15 protein-coding genes are annotated in these 15,773 nt (G+C 63.0%); 8 read left to right on the top strand and 7 right to left on the bottom strand.

All coding sequences use genetic code 11. The annotated features are described in order from the left end of the window. Nucleotides 1–19: 19 nt before the first annotated feature. From AV059_RS19315 to AV059_RS19290, 6 genes are all read left to right on the top strand, one after another. A complete protein-coding gene (locus AV059_RS19315; protein WP_058997156.1) occupies nucleotides 20–1,234 on the top strand; it encodes a proteasome-activating nucleotidase in 1,215 nt (404 codons plus the stop codon). A 127-nt stretch (nucleotides 1,235–1,361) separates the two neighbouring features. Next, nucleotides 1,362–1,943, top strand: coding sequence for a DUF420 domain-containing protein (locus tag AV059_RS19310; RefSeq protein WP_058997154.1), 582 nt, complete (start codon nucleotides 1,362–1,364; stop codon nucleotides 1,941–1,943). Between the two features lie 61 nt (nucleotides 1,944–2,004). Beyond that, the gene (locus AV059_RS19305; RefSeq protein ID WP_058997152.1) at nucleotides 2,005–3,228 is read left to right on the top strand and encodes an HD domain-containing protein; all 1,224 of its coding nucleotides are present in this window, start codon (nucleotides 2,005–2,007) and stop codon (nucleotides 3,226–3,228) included. Between the two features lie 21 nt (nucleotides 3,229–3,249). After that, nucleotides 3,250–4,275, top strand: coding sequence for an amidohydrolase family protein (locus AV059_RS19300; protein WP_058997150.1), 1,026 nt, complete (start codon nucleotides 3,250–3,252; stop codon nucleotides 4,273–4,275). Nucleotides 4,276–4,308: 33 nt separating this feature from the next. Then, nucleotides 4,309–4,761: an SHOCT domain-containing protein gene (locus AV059_RS19295; RefSeq protein WP_058997149.1), complete on the top strand. Its 453-nt coding sequence runs from the start codon at nucleotides 4,309–4,311 to the stop codon at nucleotides 4,759–4,761. A 72-nt stretch (nucleotides 4,762–4,833) separates the two neighbouring features. Next, entirely contained in the window at nucleotides 4,834–5,313 is a 480-nt protein-coding gene (locus AV059_RS19290) for a universal stress protein (RefSeq protein WP_058997147.1), read from the top strand. Nucleotides 5,314–5,333: 20 nt separating this feature from the next. On the opposite strand, the gene AV059_RS19285 is transcribed toward AV059_RS19290, so the two are convergent. From AV059_RS19285 to AV059_RS19270, 4 genes are all read right to left on the bottom strand, one after another. Further along, nucleotides 5,334–6,281, bottom strand: a complete 948-nt coding sequence (locus tag AV059_RS19285; RefSeq protein ID WP_058997144.1) for a biotin--[acetyl-CoA-carboxylase] ligase — start codon at nucleotides 6,279–6,281, stop codon at nucleotides 5,334–5,336. 63 nt (nucleotides 6,282–6,344) lie between these two features. Beyond that, nucleotides 6,345–8,189 carry an acetyl-CoA carboxylase biotin carboxylase subunit gene (locus tag AV059_RS19280; protein ID WP_058997142.1) on the bottom strand — a complete coding sequence of 615 codons (1,845 nt, stop codon included), beginning with the start codon at nucleotides 8,187–8,189 and terminating at the stop codon, nucleotides 6,345–6,347. A 140-nt stretch (nucleotides 8,190–8,329) separates the two neighbouring features. Then, a complete protein-coding gene (locus AV059_RS19275; protein ID WP_058997140.1) occupies nucleotides 8,330–8,635 on the bottom strand; it encodes a hypothetical protein in 306 nt (101 codons plus the stop codon). A gap of 2 nt (nucleotides 8,636–8,637) precedes the next feature. After that, entirely contained in the window at nucleotides 8,638–10,188 is a 1,551-nt protein-coding gene (locus tag AV059_RS19270; RefSeq protein ID WP_058997138.1) for an acyl-CoA carboxylase subunit beta, read from the bottom strand. 141 nt (nucleotides 10,189–10,329) lie between these two features. Here AV059_RS19270 and AV059_RS19265 point away from each other — a divergent pair, with 141 nt between their 5' ends. Further along, nucleotides 10,330–10,953 (top strand): uracil-DNA glycosylase family protein, encoded by a 624-nt coding sequence (locus AV059_RS19265; RefSeq protein WP_058997135.1) that lies wholly within the window; start codon nucleotides 10,330–10,332, stop codon nucleotides 10,951–10,953. A 46-nt stretch (nucleotides 10,954–10,999) separates the two neighbouring features. Here the strand turns inward: AV059_RS19265 and AV059_RS19260 are convergent, their stop codons facing one another. Then, complete coding sequence (locus AV059_RS19260) at nucleotides 11,000–11,791, bottom strand: winged helix-turn-helix domain-containing protein (RefSeq protein WP_058997133.1); 792 nt, start codon at nucleotides 11,789–11,791, stop codon at nucleotides 11,000–11,002. Nucleotides 11,792–12,015: 224 nt separating this feature from the next. On the opposite strand from AV059_RS19260, the gene AV059_RS19255 reads away from it, so the two are divergent. Next, complete coding sequence (locus AV059_RS19255) at nucleotides 12,016–12,996, top strand: DMT family transporter (protein ID WP_058997130.1); 981 nt, start codon at nucleotides 12,016–12,018, stop codon at nucleotides 12,994–12,996. A 472-nt stretch (nucleotides 12,997–13,468) separates the two neighbouring features. On the opposite strand, the gene AV059_RS19250 is transcribed toward AV059_RS19255, so the two are convergent. Together AV059_RS19250 and AV059_RS19245 are read right to left on the bottom strand one after the other, a co-directional pair. Continuing rightward, nucleotides 13,469–14,806, bottom strand: coding sequence for a sodium-dependent transporter (locus AV059_RS19250; protein ID WP_058997128.1), 1,338 nt, complete (start codon nucleotides 14,804–14,806; stop codon nucleotides 13,469–13,471). Between the two features lie 227 nt (nucleotides 14,807–15,033). Continuing rightward, a complete protein-coding gene (locus tag AV059_RS19245) occupies nucleotides 15,034–15,744 on the bottom strand; it encodes an SDR family oxidoreductase (RefSeq protein WP_058997126.1) in 711 nt (236 codons plus the stop codon). Between the last annotated feature and the right edge of the window lie 29 nt (nucleotides 15,745–15,773).

Raw genomic sequence — 15,773 nt, 5'->3', positions numbered from 1 at the left:
ACCTACTAAAGGCGTCGTAATGACCGACACCGTCGACGAGGTCGATATGCCGTACGACGATGACGCGTCTCAGCAACAGAAGATCGAGGCGCTGCAGGAGCGGCTAGAGGTGCTCGAATCGCAGAACGAGGAGATGCGCGACAAGCTGCTGGACGCGAACGCGGAGAACAACAAGTACCAGCAGAAGCTCGAACGGCTCACGCACGAGAACAAGAAGCTCAAGCAGTCACCGCTGTTTGTCGCGACCGTTCAGGAGCTCTCCAGCGATGGCGTGATTATCAAGCAGCACGGCAACAATCAGGAGGCCCTGACAGAGGTCACCGACGAGATGCGCGAGGATCTCGAACCCGACGACCGCGTCGCCGTCAACAACTCGCTCTCTATTGTCAAACAGCTCGACGACGAGACCGACGTTCGCGCTCGCGTGATGCAGGTCGACCAGTCGCCGGATGTCACTTTTGCCGACATCGGCGGCATCGAAGAGCAGATGGAAGAGGTCCGCGAGACCGTCGAGATGCCGCTGAAGAGCCCGGAGATGTTCGAAGACGTGGGCATCGACCCACCGAGCGGCGTCCTGCTGCATGGCCCGCCCGGCACCGGGAAGACGATGCTGGCGAAGGCCGTCGCCAACGAGACCGACGCGACGTTCATCAAGATGGCCGGCTCCGAGCTGGTCCACAAGTTCATCGGCGAGGGCGCGAAGCTCGTCCGCGACCTGTTCGAGCTGGCTCGTCAGGAGGAGCCCGCCGTCGTCTTCATCGACGAGATCGACGCTATCGCGGCCAAGCGGACGGAGTCGAAGACCTCCGGCGACGCCGAGGTCCAGCGGACGATGATGCAGTTGCTCTCAGAGATGGACGGCTTCGACGACCGCGGTGACATCCGCATCATCGCGGCGACAAACCGCTTCGATATGCTCGACCGGGCCATTCTCCGCCCCGGCCGCTTCGACCGCCTCATCGAGGTTCCGAACCCCGACCTCGAAGGTCGCAAGCAGATATTCCAGATCCACACCCGCAGCATGAACGTCGCCGACGACGTGGACTTCGAGACGCTGGCCGAGGATATTCAGGACGCCTCCGGTGCTGACGTGAAAGCCATCTGTACCGAGGCCGGGATGTTCGCCATCCGCGACGACCGGACCGAGGTCACGATGGCTGATTTCCACAACGCTTGGGAGAAGATTCAGCAGGAAGAGACCGACGACGAGGACGTTTCCCGAACGTTCGCCTGATTTCGGCAGCGCTTCGTTCCGATTCTCCGTGTTTTTCGGGTCAGTAGTCACCGCTACGACCCGCAACTGCGCTGTCGTACTCGCCCGTTTCAGAACACAGTTACCATTCCGGTCCTGAATCATGGGTATGGCCGTCGCAGACACACTCCAGTCGCGTGCCCGCGCTCGTCCGCGGCTCGTCACCGCCGTCGTCTCGGTCGTTGGCTACGCGCTCGTGTTCGGCGCGTTTGGTGGCGTCTTACCGTTGCCAGAGTTCTCGAATGACACCGTTATTCTGCTAGGTGATGCAATCGCCGTCGTCAACAGTATCGCCCTGCTCGCAATCGTCGCTGGCGTCTACTTCATCAAGAACAATCAGGTACAGAAACACCGTGCGGCGATGCTGACTGCGTTCACGCTCATCATGGTGTTTCTGGCGCTGTATATACTCAAGGTCGGCGGCGGCTTCGAGAAGGAAATCGTCGCCGAAGGGTTCGTCTGGACGGCGTACATCGTGATGCTCGCTATCCACATCCTGCTATCCGCGGTGTCCGTGCCCGTCGTCGTTCACGCGGTCGTCCTCGGGCTGACCCACTCTCCCGCCGAGCTCAGAGAAACAATCCACGCCCGTGTGGGTCGTATCGCGGTCTCCGCTTGGGGGCTGAGCCTCTTTCTCGGGCTCGTCACATACGTCATGCTGAACCACATCTACGGCTGGGTCCCTCGCTAGCCTCGGGTTTTGCGTGTCGGGTGGCGAACGATTTTGTCGGCCGCCGCCGTAGGCCGCGGCAATGACCACAATCAAGGACAGCGTCCACGACCACATTGAGGTGCAGGGCGTCGCGGCGGCGTTGCTCGACACGCCGCCGGTCCAGCGGCTCCGGCACATCTCCCAGCTCGGCACGGTGACGCTCGTCTACCCCTCGGCGAACCACACTAGATTCGAGCACTCGCTGGGTGTCTATCACCTCGCGGACCGAGCGCTGTCCCACCTCGGCATTGAGGGCCAGCAGGCCGAACGAGTCCGCGCCGCAGCGTTGCTCCACGACGTGGGCCATTCGCCGTACAGCCACAACGTCGAGGCGCTCATCCACCGCCGGACGGGCAAGTACCATGACGACGTGGACGAACTGCTCGGTGACGGTCCTGTCGCGCGGGTGCTCTCGGAGCACGGCCTCAATCCGGACCGCGTGGCCGGCCTCGTCGCCGGCGAGGGCGAACTGGGCCAGCTCGTCTCCGGCGAACTGGACGTCGACCGGATGGACTATCTGGTCCGCGACGCCCACCACACGGGTGTTCCATACGGGACTATCGACCACGAGCGGCTGGTCCGGGAGCTGTGTTTCGTCGACGGCGAACTCGTCTTAGACGAAGGGAACGTCCAGACGGCCGAGTCGCTCCTGCTCGCGCGGGCACTGATGAACCCAACCGTCTACCAGCACCACGTCGCCCGCATCGCCAAATCGATGCTGCGGCGCGGGACCGAAGAACTGCTCGCCGCGACTGACACGACCGCCGAGACGCTCCGCCGGTGGGACGACAACGACCTGCTCGTGGCGCTCAGACAGTGCGAGGCGACGGCGGCGTACGCGCGGCGGCTGACCCAGCGGGACCTGTACAAGCGCGCCGTCTGGGCGGAGTGGCAGTCCGTGCCCGACGAGGTGCTGGCGGCCGACCACGACGCGGTCGGTGCGATGGAACAGGCTATCGCCGACGAAGCGAACGTCGACAGCGACGCCGTTGTACTCGACATTCCGCCAGAACCGTCGATGACCGAGTCGAGCAGCCGCGTGCTGGTCAACGGTGAGGTCCGCCGGCTCGGCGAGCAGTCGACGCTGGTCAACGCCATCCGCGCCGCCCAGCGCGACCAGTGGCGGCTTGGGGTCTATGCGCCGGAAGCCGAGAGCGAGCGGGTCGGTGCGGCGGCGATCCGTGAACTCGGACTCGACCTTGACGGGGCCAGAGTCCGGGACGTGCGGACGGGTATCCATGCGACCCTCGATGAGTTTAATTGAGAGAACGGGCGAAGGGAGAGTATGATTCTCGAAGGGACGATTCTGACGGGACGGTCGTTCGAGGCTATCGAGGGCCGTGTCATCGTCGAAGACGGAGAGATAGCCGCCGTCGAGGAAACAGCGGTCGACAGCGACGACATCGTGGTGCCAGCGTTCGTCAACGCCCACACCCACATCGGCGATTCTATCGCAAAGGAGGCCGGGGAGGGTCTCTCGCTGGAAGAACTGGTCGCGCCGCCGGACGGCCTGAAACACCGCTTGCTCCGCGATGCCAGCCGGGACGAACTGGTGGCCGCGATGGCGCGGTCATTGTCGTTCATGGAGCAGTCCGGGACCGGCGCGTTCGTCGAGTTCCGGGAGGGCGGCGTCGAGGGCGTCCGCGCGATTCGAGACGCGCTGTCCGGGTCGGACCTCGAAAGCGTGATCCTCGGGCGCGAGACGACCGACGCGATGGAGCTGGCCGACGGGTTCGGCGCGAGCGGGGCCAACGACAGCGAGTTCGGGCCGGAACGGCGCGCGACCCGACAGGCCGGGAAGCTGTTCGGCATCCACGCCGGCGAGGCCGATAGATCCGACATCAACCCCGCACTTGACCTCGACCCGGACTTTCTCGTCCACATGGTTCACGCCGAGTCGCTGCATCTCGAACGGGTCGCTGACAGCGAAATCCCCGTTGTGGTCTGTCCCCGGTCGAACATCGTCACCGACGTTGGCCGTCCGCCGGTCGAAGAACTGGCCGACCGGACGACGGTCGCTCTCGGAACGGACAACGTCATGCTCAACAGTCCCTCGATGTTCCGCGAGATGGAGTTCACCGCGAAGCTGTACGACCTTTCGGCCCGCGAGGTGCTGCGGATGGCCACGGTCAACGGGGCCGAAATCGCGGGGCTTGGCGGCGGACTCATCAAGACCGGGCAGCCGGCACGCCTGCTGGTGCTCGATGGAGATTCTGACAATCTCTCAGGAGCACGGAACCCCGTTCGGGCAGTCGTTCGTCGGGCGGAAACGGCCGACGTTCGGCGCGTCGTCCACCCGGAGTCGGAATAATTCTTATCACTGCGGGAATAGTATCATCGGGCGATGCCCTCCACCACCGACCGTGCCCAGAGCACACCAGTAAAAGTACTGCTGTATGGCCTGTTAGGCCTTGTCTCGTTGTTTGTCGTCTTCGCGGCTGTGAGAGTTGCGTTCGGACTGTTCTTCGGTCTTATCGGCATCATACTGGGACTCCTCTCTCTGGCCGCCACCATCGGGTTCATAGTGGCCATCGGCTACGCCGTGTACTGGGTCGTGTCAGAGGTCTTCGGTCAGGACGAGGCGACAGCGTCGACAACTGGCGCGTCACGGGCACAGGCCGCACACACGACTGGCGAGGCCAACGAAACGGACCCTGTCGATCGGCTCTCCGAGCGCTACGCTAACGGGGAGATTACCGAGGCGGAACTGGAACGCCGACTTGAACAGGCCCTTGACGGCCCGTCCGTGGATGACTCCGGGACAGCGGAGTTCGAACGGGACCGAGAGTTGAACTGACCCATCTCTGGCTTGATTGTTGAATGTTATCTCTTACCAAACTATATCCGTTCAGCCAGTCAATAGTACAGTATGTACGACAGGATACTGGTACCAACAGACGGGTCGGCGGGGTCGAAAGACGTTCTCAGACACGCTAAAACACTTGCAACGGCCCACGACAGTGAGATTCATGCGCTGTACGTCGTCGACATCGGTCGGTTCTCGACGCTCCCGCACGAACCGACATGGGAGGGCGTCACCGACTCGCTCCACCGCGAAGGTGAGATGGCGCTGGACATGGTGGAACGTCTCGTTGCCGACGACGTGGCTGTCACGCGAGCCACGACCGAGGGCAGCCCGAGTCGGGAAATCGTCGAATATGCGAGCCAGCACGGCTGTGACCTCATCGTGATGGGGACCCACGGTCGCGGCGGCATCGACCGCCTGCTACTGGGCAGCGTCGCCGAACGGGTCGTCCGGTCAGCCACTGTTCCAGTCGTCACCGTTCCGGTGGAGACAGCGATGCAAGACCTCTCGGAGGACGAACAGCCTGCTGGCGTCCCACAGTGACGTATCTCCTGTCGTCGCGCTTACTCCGTAACCGGGCGGAGATGCTCACAATCTCCCGCTGAAACGACCTCTGTACCTGATTCTGTCTCGATGACGAGCGCGCCCGGGAACTGGACATCCACGGCTTCGCCCTCGATGGGGCCTCCGGGTGTCTCGACCCGGACTTTTTTGCCCAGCGTCGTCGCGTACTCCCGCCATGCCTCGACGACGTGCTCCGTATCCTGTTGCAACGCGTTGAACTCCTCCAGTAGCCGTTGCGTGAACAGGCGTCTGTCGATCGGTTCACCCCGTTCGGCCGAGAGGCTTGTCGGGTTCGCTTCGCTGGGTAAGTCCGAGGGGTCGACGTTCGCGTTGACACCGATCCCGACGACGACCCAGGAGACGCGGTCGGCCTCGCCCTCCATTTCTGTGAGGATGCCGACCAGTTTCCGCTCCTCGTCGCCGTGGCGGACGAGCACGTCGTTGGGCCACTTGATGCCGGCCTCGACGCCGGCCTCACGGGCCGCCCGTGTCACCGCGACAGCGGCCGCGAGCGTGAACACCGGCGCGTGGGCCATCGGCACGTCGGGCCGGAACAGCACGGAGAGCCAGATTCCACCGCTAGGCGAATGCCAATCACGGTCGAGTCGCCCCCGGCCACCGGTCTGTTCGTCGGCTAGCACCACAGTGTCCGACGCCCCCTCTGTCGCAAGGTCTCGGGCGCGTGCGTTCGTGCTCGGGATACTGTCGTGGTACTCGACAGAAAACGGCGCTTCGAGTCCGTATTCGACCGCGCTCGCCCCGAACTCCGGGACCGAATCGAGGTCGTAGCCCGCGTCGTCGCTACGGATCTCGAACCCCTCGTCGCGGAGCGCTTCGACGTGCTTCCAGACAGCGGAGCGGGAGATATCCAGTTCGTCAGCGAGGGTCGGCCCCGAAACAGGACCGTCGGCCAGTGCATCGAGCACCCGGTGGCGTGTGTCGTTCATATCCGGGGCTTCGACCGGCCGGAATAAAAGCCGTCTGCAGCGCGCGGCGGGCAGTCCGCTCGCTCACCCGATCACAAAGAGCAAGTCGCCCATGTCGACGGATTCGCCCTCACTGACGGCTACGTCGTTGACAGTGCCGCCGCGTTCGGCGACGATGTCGTTTTCCATCTTCATCGCTTCGAGCACACAGAGGACGTCGCCGGCCTCGACCTCGTCGCCTTCTTCGACGTTGACCTCCAGAATCGTCCCCTGCATCTCCGCGGCGACCTCCTGCCCTTCGGCGGTGGTGGCACTGCCGCCGCCGCTGTCGGAACTACTGCCGCCCCGTGGTCGCTGTGGCTGGCTCCCGCCGTCGGCGTCCACGTCACCGACGTTGATCGGCGGTGCGCCGCGCTCCTCGAGGTCGACCTGGAAGCGCTTGCCGTTGACCTCCACGGTAAATTCGCGCTCGACGATCTCCTCGTCCTCGTCGCCGTCGGATTCGGTGACAGTACCCCACTTCTCCTGCGCCTCTTCGATACGCGTCCGGTCGAGTTGTTCGTCGAGGTACTTCGTCGTGTGTGTGCCGCCGACGAACTTCTCGTCGGTAAGCATCAGGCGGTGGAACGGAATGACAGTCGGGATACCTTCGATGTCGAAGTCCTTGAGTGCCCGTTTCCCGCGCTCGATACACTCCTCGCGGTCCCCGCCGTAGGTGATGAGCTTCGCGATCATCGAGTCGTAGTCGGTGACGAGGTCGTCGCCCTGCCGGAGCGCGTCGTCGAGGCGAACGCCGATCCCGCCCGGCGGGTCGTATGTATCGAGGCTGCCGCCGGTCGCGGGCGCGAAGTCGTCGGCGGCGTTCTCGGCGTTGATGCGGAACTCCATCGCGTGCCCTTCGATTTCCACGTCGTCCTGCTCGAAGGTGATTTCCTCGTCCATCGCCACCCGCAGTTGCCACTTGACGATGTCGATGTCGGTGATTTCCTCTGTGACGCAGTGCTCGACCTGAATGCGGGTGTTGACTTCGAGGAAGTAGAAGTTCGCGTCTTCGCCGAGCAGTTCGCCTTGCTCCCGGTCGGTGTCCTCTTCCACGAGGAACTCGACGGTGCCGGCGTTGTAGTAGCCGGACTCGCGGACGCCACGGCGGGCGGCGTCGCCGATCTTCTCGCGGAGCGCGTCGTTCAGGGCCGGCGAGGGCCCCTCCTCGATGACCTTCTGGTGGCGACGCTGGAGCGAACAGTCACGCTCGCCCAGGTGCCTGACGTTGCCGTGGTGGTCGGCGATGATCTGGACCTCGATGTGGCGGGGGTTCTCCAGATAGCGTTCGAGATAGACGGAGTCGTTCGAGAAGTACGCTTCTCCCTCCCGCTTTGCGCTTTCGAGTTGCTCCTCGGCTTCCTCGGGGTCGTGGACGATTTTCATCCCGCGGCCGCCACCACCGCCTTCGGCCTTGATTGCGACCGGGAAGCCGTTCTCCTCGCCGAACTCCACGACTTCCTCGGGGTCCTCGACCGGGTCGGTGGTTCCCGGGACGATTGGCACGTCGGCCGACTGCATGATCTTGCGGGCCTTCGTCTTCTCGCCCAGTGCTTCCATCGACTCGCTCTCGGGGCCGACCCAGGTGACGCCCTCCGTCTCTTGGACGCGTTCGGCGAAGTCGGCGTTCTCCGCGAGGAAGCCGTACCCTGGGTGGATGGCGTCGGCGTCGGCCTGCTTGGCCGCGTCGATAATCGCTTCTTGATCGAGATAGGAGTCTGCGGCACGGGCCGGGCCGACGTTGTACGCCTCGTCCGCATACCGGACGTGCCCGGCGTGCTTGTCGGCGTCAGAGTAGACGGCCACTGTGCCGATGCCCAACTCCTCGCATGCGCGCATCACGCGCACCGCTATCTCCCCGCGATTAGCGACGAGCACCTTATCGAACATACGCCCTCATACTGAGAGTCGGCCCATAAAACTATGCGCAGATAGCGGCCAATCTTACATATATAATCATGTTAGTATGGAACATACCCGCAAATCCAGCCACGGCGTCGCCAATCAACTGACAGAAGAACTGTCCGCGGTTAGAACCGTTCGGTGCGCCCGGCGGCACTCCAGGGATCGGTTGGCGCGTCCGAGCGGACCCGAACGGACCGCTTCTGCGTGGCTTCGACACGCCCGGAGAACGACCACTGTTTGCCGTCCCAGGAGTCTCCGTCGTCTGCTGCCGCAGCCGTTGCGGCCGCTGCCGCCGCGCGCTGGCGGTCGGTGAGGTGCGCGCCGACAGCGACGGCGATGGCGGCCGCCTCGTCCGTCGAGGCATCGTCGAGCTGTGCAGCGATCTCCGCGACCAGTTCGGCATCGACAGCTGAGTCAGTGTCAGCCGCCATCGTCACAGTGGGATGTTGCCGTGCTTGCGGTCGGGCTGGTCTTTGCGTTTCCCCCGGAGGAGGTCCAGATCGTCGATGAGCCGCGGGCGGGTCTCCTGGGGTTCGATGACATCGTCGACGAAGCCCCGTTTGGCCGCGGTGTAGGGGTTCGCGAAGGCGTCCCGGTACTCGTCGATGAGTTGCTGCCGCCGGGCCTCCACGTCGTCGGCGTCTTCCAGTTCGTCGTCGTAGAGGACGTTGACCGCGCCCTTCGGCCCCATCACGGCGATTTCGGCCGTCGGCCAGGCGTAGTTCATGTCTGCGCCGATGTGCTTCGACGCCATCACGTCGTACGCGCCACCGTATGCCTTCCGCGTGATAACGGTCACCAGCGGCACGGTAGCTTCGGAGTAGGCGTACAGGAGCTTCGCGCCGTGATTGATGATGGCGTTGCGTTCCTGGTCCTTGCCGGGCATGAACCCGGGCACGTCGACGAACGTGAGGATCGGGATATTGAACGCGTCACAGAACCGGACGAAGCGTGCGCCTTTCCGCGAGGCGTTGATGTCGAGCGTGCCGGCGTTGACTCGCGGCTGGTTGCCGACGACGCCGACGCTGTGGCCGTCCATGCGGGCGAATCCGATGACGATGTTGCGCGCAAAGTCTTCGGCCACCTCGAAGAAGGAGTCCTCGTCGACGATACGCCCGACGACGTCCGTCATGTCGTAGGGTTTCTGTGGCGCGTCGGGAACAGCCGACTTCAGTTCCTCATCTCGGCGTTCGGGGTCGTCCCAGGGTTTGACCCGCGGCGGGTCCTCGACGTTGTTCTGCGGGAGATACGAGAGGAGGTAGCGAATGTCGTCCATCGCGTCCTTCTCGTCGGCGGCCGTGAAGTGGGCCACCCCGGACTCGGAGGCGTGGGTCTTCGCGCCGCCGAGTTCGTCGAAGCCAACCTCCTCGCCGGTCACCGTCTCGATGACGTCGGGCCCGGTGATGAACATGTGGCTGGTCTCCTCGACCATGTAGACGAAGTCCGTAATCGAGGGGGAGTACACCGCGCCGCCGGCACACGGCCCCATGATGGCCGAGATCTGCGGGACGACACCGCTAGCCTGCTGATTGCGGTGGAAGATGTCGGCGTAGCCCGCCAGCGAGTCGATGCCCTCCTGAATCCGCGCGCCGGCGGAGTCGTTCAGCCCGATGATGGGCGCGCCCGTCTCGATGGCCTTGTCCATCACCTTACAGACCTTCTGTGCGAACGCCTCGCCCAGCGACCCGCCAAAGACGGTGAAATCGTGGGCAAAGACGTAGACACGCCGACCGTCGACCTGGCCGTAGCCGACGACGACGCCGTCTCCCGGTACTTTCTTGTCGGCCATATCGAAGTTCGTCGAGCGATGTTCACGGAGCGAGTCAATCTCGACGAAGGTGCCGTCGTCGAGGAAGTAGTCGATGCGCTCACGCGCGGTGAGTTTCCCGCGGTCGTGTTGCGCCTCGATTCGTTCCTCGCCACCACCTCGTTCGGCCTCGGCTTTTCGTTCCCGAAGGTCCTCGACACGGTCATCGTGGCTCACGCGATATCACTTCTCCCGGACCGGAGCATATCCGTCTCCTTGCGGGCATCCGAGAAAAGCGTTATCAAACTTAACCATTATTTCTCGTATTCGATAACCGAAACCGGCGGAGTTTTGAGCGACGACCTGCTGCTATGGCGCGTGAAGAACGTCACGGCCCGCCAGCACAACCCTTTCGGCTTCGACGCACCGTGTGAGCCGTTTGTGCCGGGGTACGGCGACGCCAACGCCCACTTCCACGTCATCGGTGACCACCCCGGCGTCCACGGTGGCACGACCTCAGGCATCCCGTTTACCGACAACGCTGCGGGTGACCGCCTCCAGCGGGCGCTTGTCGAGGCCGGACTGCTTGCCGAGACTGGCACGCCGCCAACCGTCGAGAAGACGTATCTATCGTATCTGTATATGTGCGGCGGCGATCCGCCGACAGAGGCGGACTACGACGATCTGGAACCGCTGTTCGACACGGAGCTCCGGGCCATCACTGCTCACGTCCTCCTGCCTGTCGGTGAGCGGGCCACGCGACACGTGTTCGCGAACACGACATCGGAGCCGACCGAGTCGGTCGATATGGATGCGCGCCACGCCACGGAGGTCGTCGGCAGCGGCTGGCTCGTCTATCCAATCAAGGAGCCCGCGGAGTGGAGCGATGAGGACGAGGACGCCCTTGTCGACGTGCTGACTGCGCTGCTGAAGACCGACTATCGCCGCGAGGCGGACCTCGGGCGGTTCCTGCCGAACGACGATCCGTATCTGGTCCGGTAGCGGTTCTATTGATTCTTACAGCGGCTCCAACGATCAGAAACAGTGGCTACAGCGCCCACTCGTCCGAGAGCGGCTCGGCGGACGCCCAGTAGGTGTCGAACGTCTCGATAGCCCACTCGCGGACGGCCGGCGCAGTCGTATCGATCGACGCCTGCAGAACGCCGTTGTCGTCCCGCAACAGCAGATGGACCACGTCGTCGGCGATCATCACCGCAAGTGGCACACCGTCGTTCCGGATCCGGACTGACGCGTCTGGTTCAGCACGCAGCGATTCGAGCCGATTCCGGAGTCGGTCGTCCGCCGCCAGCGCGTCTATCGCGCCGGGCGAGAACACGCCCGAGAACCGCTGTTCGCCAGCGGTGACCCGCTCCTGCACGACCCGAATCGCCTGATTGTTGAACGCATGGGAGAACGTCCGGACTTCCTCGGCGTCCCGAAGCAGGTCGAGCAGTCGCTGGACCGGCGCGTTCGGGCGCGTCTGGCTCGGGACGGTTATTCTCGCGTCGGCCAGATGTTGCAGGTCGAAGTCCATCGCATCGGTAGGGAGATACTGGACGATGTCGCGAAGTCGCCGCTCGGTTTCGAGGCTGCCGAGCAGGTCGGTGAACCCGTCAGCAACGATGTGGCCCGTTGCCGTGGCGACGTACTCGCCCCCTGTTCGGCGAATCCACGACCGCTCTTCGAAGTCAGCGATAATACGTCCGAGCGTCGCCTGTGACGCGCCGGTTTCGGCCGCCAGTTCCCCGCGTGAGTGTGGCTCTGCCGCCAGAAGCCGCAACACCTCGACCCGGTTCGAGGAGAGCGCGAGGAACTCAATCTCTTCGAGCGCCGATTCCATACCGCCACGTTAGAGAGTCCGTCCTAAAGCGCTTTCGTAGTGTGAAATAATTTCACACCGTGTATATCCGCCACGGGTGTTCGGCCGTTTCGCGTTATGTAATATTTTCTAAACGGGCCTATAAGCATCGATACCGTACCATAGAGTACGATGATTCAGGTCTCTCTCCGTGCTCTCTCTGTCGGCTGTGCAGTCGTATCAGAAAAAATATACGAGGTGGCAGTATGATTTCGCGCCGGACGTTCGCCCTCGCCGCCGTTGCCAGTGTCCTGCTTGGCGGAACCTTCGTCGGCGCGAAGGCCGGACTGTCGTATCTCCCGCCGCTTCTGTTCGTCTCCCTCCGGTTCGATATCGCCGCCGTCGTGCTCCTCGGCTACGTCGTCGTGACGCGATCCCGGGACGAACTGCTCCCGCAGACCCGCGGCGACGTGCTGGGGATTCTCTCGACGGGCCTGTTCGCGCTCGGTCTCGCGAACGCACTGATATTCGTGGGCCAGCAGTCCGCTACCAGCGCGGTTGCCGCTATCATCTTCAGCCTCAATCCGATACTGACGCCGGTGTTCGCCGCTCTCCTGCTCTCCGACGAACGACTTTCGGCCCGCGGCGGTCTCGGGATGGTAATCGGCCTGCTCGGTGTCGGTCTCGTCGTTAGCCCCGACCCGGCAATGCTCCTGAGCGGGGGCATCGGCAAGCTAATCCTGTTCGCTGGCGCGGCTAGCGCGGCGCTGGGGAGCGTGCTCATTCGGTGGTCCGGTGGTGGCCTGTCGAGTACAGTCCGAACCGCGTGGGCGCTCCCTGTCGCTGCCGCGCTCTGTCACTCGCTGAGCATCGGCATGGGCGAATCAGCGGCCACGGCGGTCTGGTCCCCGACCGCGATTGCGGCCCTGCTGTACGTCGGCATCTTCGCCGGCGCAATCGCCTACATCGCCTACTTCGGCCTGCTCGATGTCACCGGGGCAATCCAGGCTAACCTCATCTTCTACGTAGTCCCCGTCGTGTCAACGCTCGGCGGGTGGGCCTTGCTCGGTGAGGCAATCACCCCGACCGCAGTGGCGGGCTTCCTGACTATCTTCACGGGGTTCGTGGTACTCGGCAGCGAGTCGGTCGACATCCGCGGACTGCTCCCGGGTACTACCGACGAGGCTGACACCGTGTCAGAGAGTCTCGGGATTACGGACGAACCGCGCGGGTTCGAGTCCGACTGAGATGGACGGTTGGGAGGTCATATGCCTGCTGTCACCCCTATTTAGACTGGATAGTACACTAAGCCCGTCGGCCACAGAGATTCAGCAAAGTATTCACCCCACCGTCATGTATATCCAGGGACATGAGTATCGGCGAAAATACACGCATTCGACGACTATTGATACCGATAGGCGGACTGGCGCTAGTGCTTCAGTCGATAGCGTTTGAGGGTACCTTCGGACTTGTGGAGCGTCCCGGTGTTTCCGGACTCCTCAGAGACGTGCTGAGCGGTGGTCTATTGCTGGTAGCAACGGTCTGTCTCTTTGGTGGCGTGTATCTACGCCTCCACGATTCGTGAGAGTCATGCAGCCCTACTCTACGTCCGTCTAGTCTGTCACGGCTGAAAAAACATCCCGCGACGAGCGCACACACTGAGCGGTCACTGCGAACTGCCGAGAAGAAGGTCCGCGGGAAACCGATGCCGTTCGTCGGTTATATCGGCGGGATGATCGCGGGGTCCTCAGCGAGGAACAGCGTCTGCAGGCCGAGGGCCAGCGTCAGGATGACGCCGAGGATGACCACCGTTCGGACCATCCAGAGCCAGGTCGGACCGAATGCCCGGAGCCCGCCCGTCCCCTGTCGGAGTTCGGCAACTGCGTTGGAGGAGAGCACCCAGCCGACGAACACCAGAATGAGCAGCACTGACAGCGGGAGGAACAGCTTGTACGCGAGCGTGTCGAACCAGCCGAACCACGCCAGGTCCCAGGCTGACGGCAGTCCCAGAATGAACAGCCCAACCCCGAGCATCGCCGACAGTGACACCCGTGAGTATGACGTGTTGTCAACGCCGTAGGAAACTGCAACCTCAAGGAGGCTGATGGCAGAGGAGATCGCGGCGATGAGGACAACGCCGAAGAACACGATGCCGAGGAGTCGCCCTCCGGGAAGCTGTGGGAACGCCGACGCCATCGCGACGAAGATGGCTGACGGACCACTGGTGTCGGGGCTGACGTTGATGGCGAAGAGAATCGGGAACACGACCAGCCCGGCCAGCACACCGACGAGCGTGTTCGTCACGACAATAATGCCACCATCCACCGGGAGACTCTCGTCGTCACCGATGTACGAGGAGTAAGTGATCATGGCTGCCATCCCCAGCGAGAGGGTGAAAAACGCCTGTCCAACTGCGAACGGGATCAGGTCACCGGCGTTCGCCGCCAGCGTGGAGAAGTCAGGTGAGAGGAAGTAACTGTAGCCAGCCCCCGCTCCCTCAAGCGTGGTAACCCAGGCCGCCATCCCGAGCATGAGAATCACGATACTGGGGACCATCACCTTCGTCGCCTTCTCGATACCGTCCTCGACACCCACTGCGACGATGCCGACACAGATCAGCAGGAACAGCGCCTGTCCGGCGACAGCTTCCGGGCCACTGGAAATAGCGCCGAAGTACTCCGCGGAGTTTCCGAAGTATGCGCCCGTCGCGCTTCCGAGGATATACCGCATGACCCACCCCCCGACGACGTTGTAATACGAGAGAATCCAGAAGCCTGTAAAGACGCCCAGACCACCGACGACCCGCCACTGCTTGAATCCGAGTTCAGCAAACGCGTCGACGGCGTTACGATTCGTTCGCCGTCCGATGATGAACTCTGCCAGCATTGCCGGGAAGCCGATGAGCAACACGGCGACGAGATAAAAGACGAGGAACACTGCCCCGCCGTTTGTCGCGGTCTTGAACGGGAACTGCCAGATGTTTCCGAGGCCGACTGCGCTACCGATTGCTGCGAGAAGGAACCCGAGCCGTGAGGCCCACGTTTCTCTGTCACTCATTGTGATGCGGCATATTCTTTTGGGGTATAAAAACCACCATGATTCAGGTTCGCAATACCACCCTATAATGTCAGAGTAAAGACACTATCTGTGAAGCCAAACAGCAGCAGTCGGGAGATTCGCACTGATCCCGCTCTGTCCGCCGTTTCTCGACAATGCGGATACGTAACTACGAGAAACGCGGGATTGTGGCCGAACAGTAGGCAGACCAGATACAGCCAACAATATCAGACCTCGCCGTACACCGGCACCGCCGCACCGCTGGTCACGGTTGCGGCGTCAGCACAGAGGAACAACATGACGCCGGCGATATCTTTCGGATCGACCCACGTCTCGAAGTCAGCGTCGGGCATCATCTCGCGGTTCATCGGGGTATCGATGACGCTGGGCATGACGGCGTTGGCTCGCACGGACCCGAGGTTCTCCGCCGCGATGGTCTCTGTTAGCAGTCGGACGCCGGCTTTCGACGCTCGGTAGAGTCCGTCGCCTGCACCGCCCTCAAGTGACGACCGCGCGGAGACAGAGACGATCGCGCCCTCGCCAGCCCGCAAGTGTGGAATCGCGTGTTTCGACGCCAGAAACATCGTCTTCAGGTTCACGTCGAACAGGAAATCGAACGTATCCGCATCCGTCTCGTGGATCGGTGTGCCGCCGCGCCATGTTCCGGCGATGTTCAGCAAGTAGTCCAGCCGCCCGTGCTCGTCGACGACCGCGTCGATGGTGTCGGCGACGTCGTCCTCGTCGCTGAAGTCCGCCCGGTAGAAATCCACACGCTCGGGGTCGGCCAGCAGGAAATCCTCGGTGTTCGGTTCGACAATATCACTGCCACAGACGGTCGCCCCGGCCTCGAGGAAAGCGTTTGCGACCGCACTACCCAGCGCTCCGCCGACGCCCGTAATCAGTGCTACCTCGCCGTCGAAATTAAACTCAGCTGACATGGATGGGTCCACGGATAGTAGGTGGATAA

The organism is Haloarcula sp. CBA1127 (genome assembly GCF_001485575.1).
In the GTDB taxonomy this organism is placed as follows: domain Archaea; phylum Halobacteriota; class Halobacteria; order Halobacteriales; family Haloarculaceae; genus Haloarcula.
The sequence above is the reverse complement of the archived record's forward strand: the minus strand, read 5'-3'. Positions and strand labels throughout refer to the sequence as shown.

Excerpts from the sequence above, each read along its gene's own strand:
- AV059_RS19315 (WP_058997156.1), top strand. The coding sequence starts at position 20 with ATGACCGACACCGTCGACGAGGTCGATATGCCGTACGACGATGACGCG.
- AV059_RS19310 (WP_058997154.1), top strand. The coding sequence starts at position 1,362 with ATGGCCGTCGCAGACACACTCCAGTCGCGTGCCCGCGCTCGTCCGCGG.
- AV059_RS19305 (WP_058997152.1), top strand. The coding sequence starts at position 2,005 with ATGACCACAATCAAGGACAGCGTCCACGACCACATTGAGGTGCAGGGC.
- AV059_RS19300 (WP_058997150.1), top strand. The coding sequence starts at position 3,250 with ATGATTCTCGAAGGGACGATTCTGACGGGACGGTCGTTCGAGGCTATC.
- AV059_RS19295 (WP_058997149.1), top strand. The coding sequence starts at position 4,309 with ATGCCCTCCACCACCGACCGTGCCCAGAGCACACCAGTAAAAGTACTG.
- AV059_RS19290 (WP_058997147.1), top strand. The coding sequence starts at position 4,834 with ATGTACGACAGGATACTGGTACCAACAGACGGGTCGGCGGGGTCGAAA.
- AV059_RS19285 (WP_058997144.1), bottom strand. The coding sequence starts at position 6,281 with ATGAACGACACACGCCACCGGGTGCTCGATGCACTGGCCGACGGTCCT.
- AV059_RS19280 (WP_058997142.1), bottom strand. The coding sequence starts at position 8,189 with ATGTTCGATAAGGTGCTCGTCGCTAATCGCGGGGAGATAGCGGTGCGC.
- AV059_RS19275 (WP_058997140.1), bottom strand. The coding sequence starts at position 8,635 with ATGGCGGCTGACACTGACTCAGCTGTCGATGCCGAACTGGTCGCGGAG.
- AV059_RS19260 (WP_058997133.1), bottom strand. The coding sequence starts at position 11,791 with ATGGAATCGGCGCTCGAAGAGATTGAGTTCCTCGCGCTCTCCTCGAAC.
- AV059_RS19255 (WP_058997130.1), top strand. The coding sequence starts at position 12,016 with ATGATTTCGCGCCGGACGTTCGCCCTCGCCGCCGTTGCCAGTGTCCTG.
- AV059_RS19250 (WP_058997128.1), bottom strand. The coding sequence starts at position 14,806 with ATGAGTGACAGAGAAACGTGGGCCTCACGGCTCGGGTTCCTTCTCGCA.
- AV059_RS19245 (WP_058997126.1), bottom strand. The coding sequence starts at position 15,744 with ATGTCAGCTGAGTTTAATTTCGACGGCGAGGTAGCACTGATTACGGGC.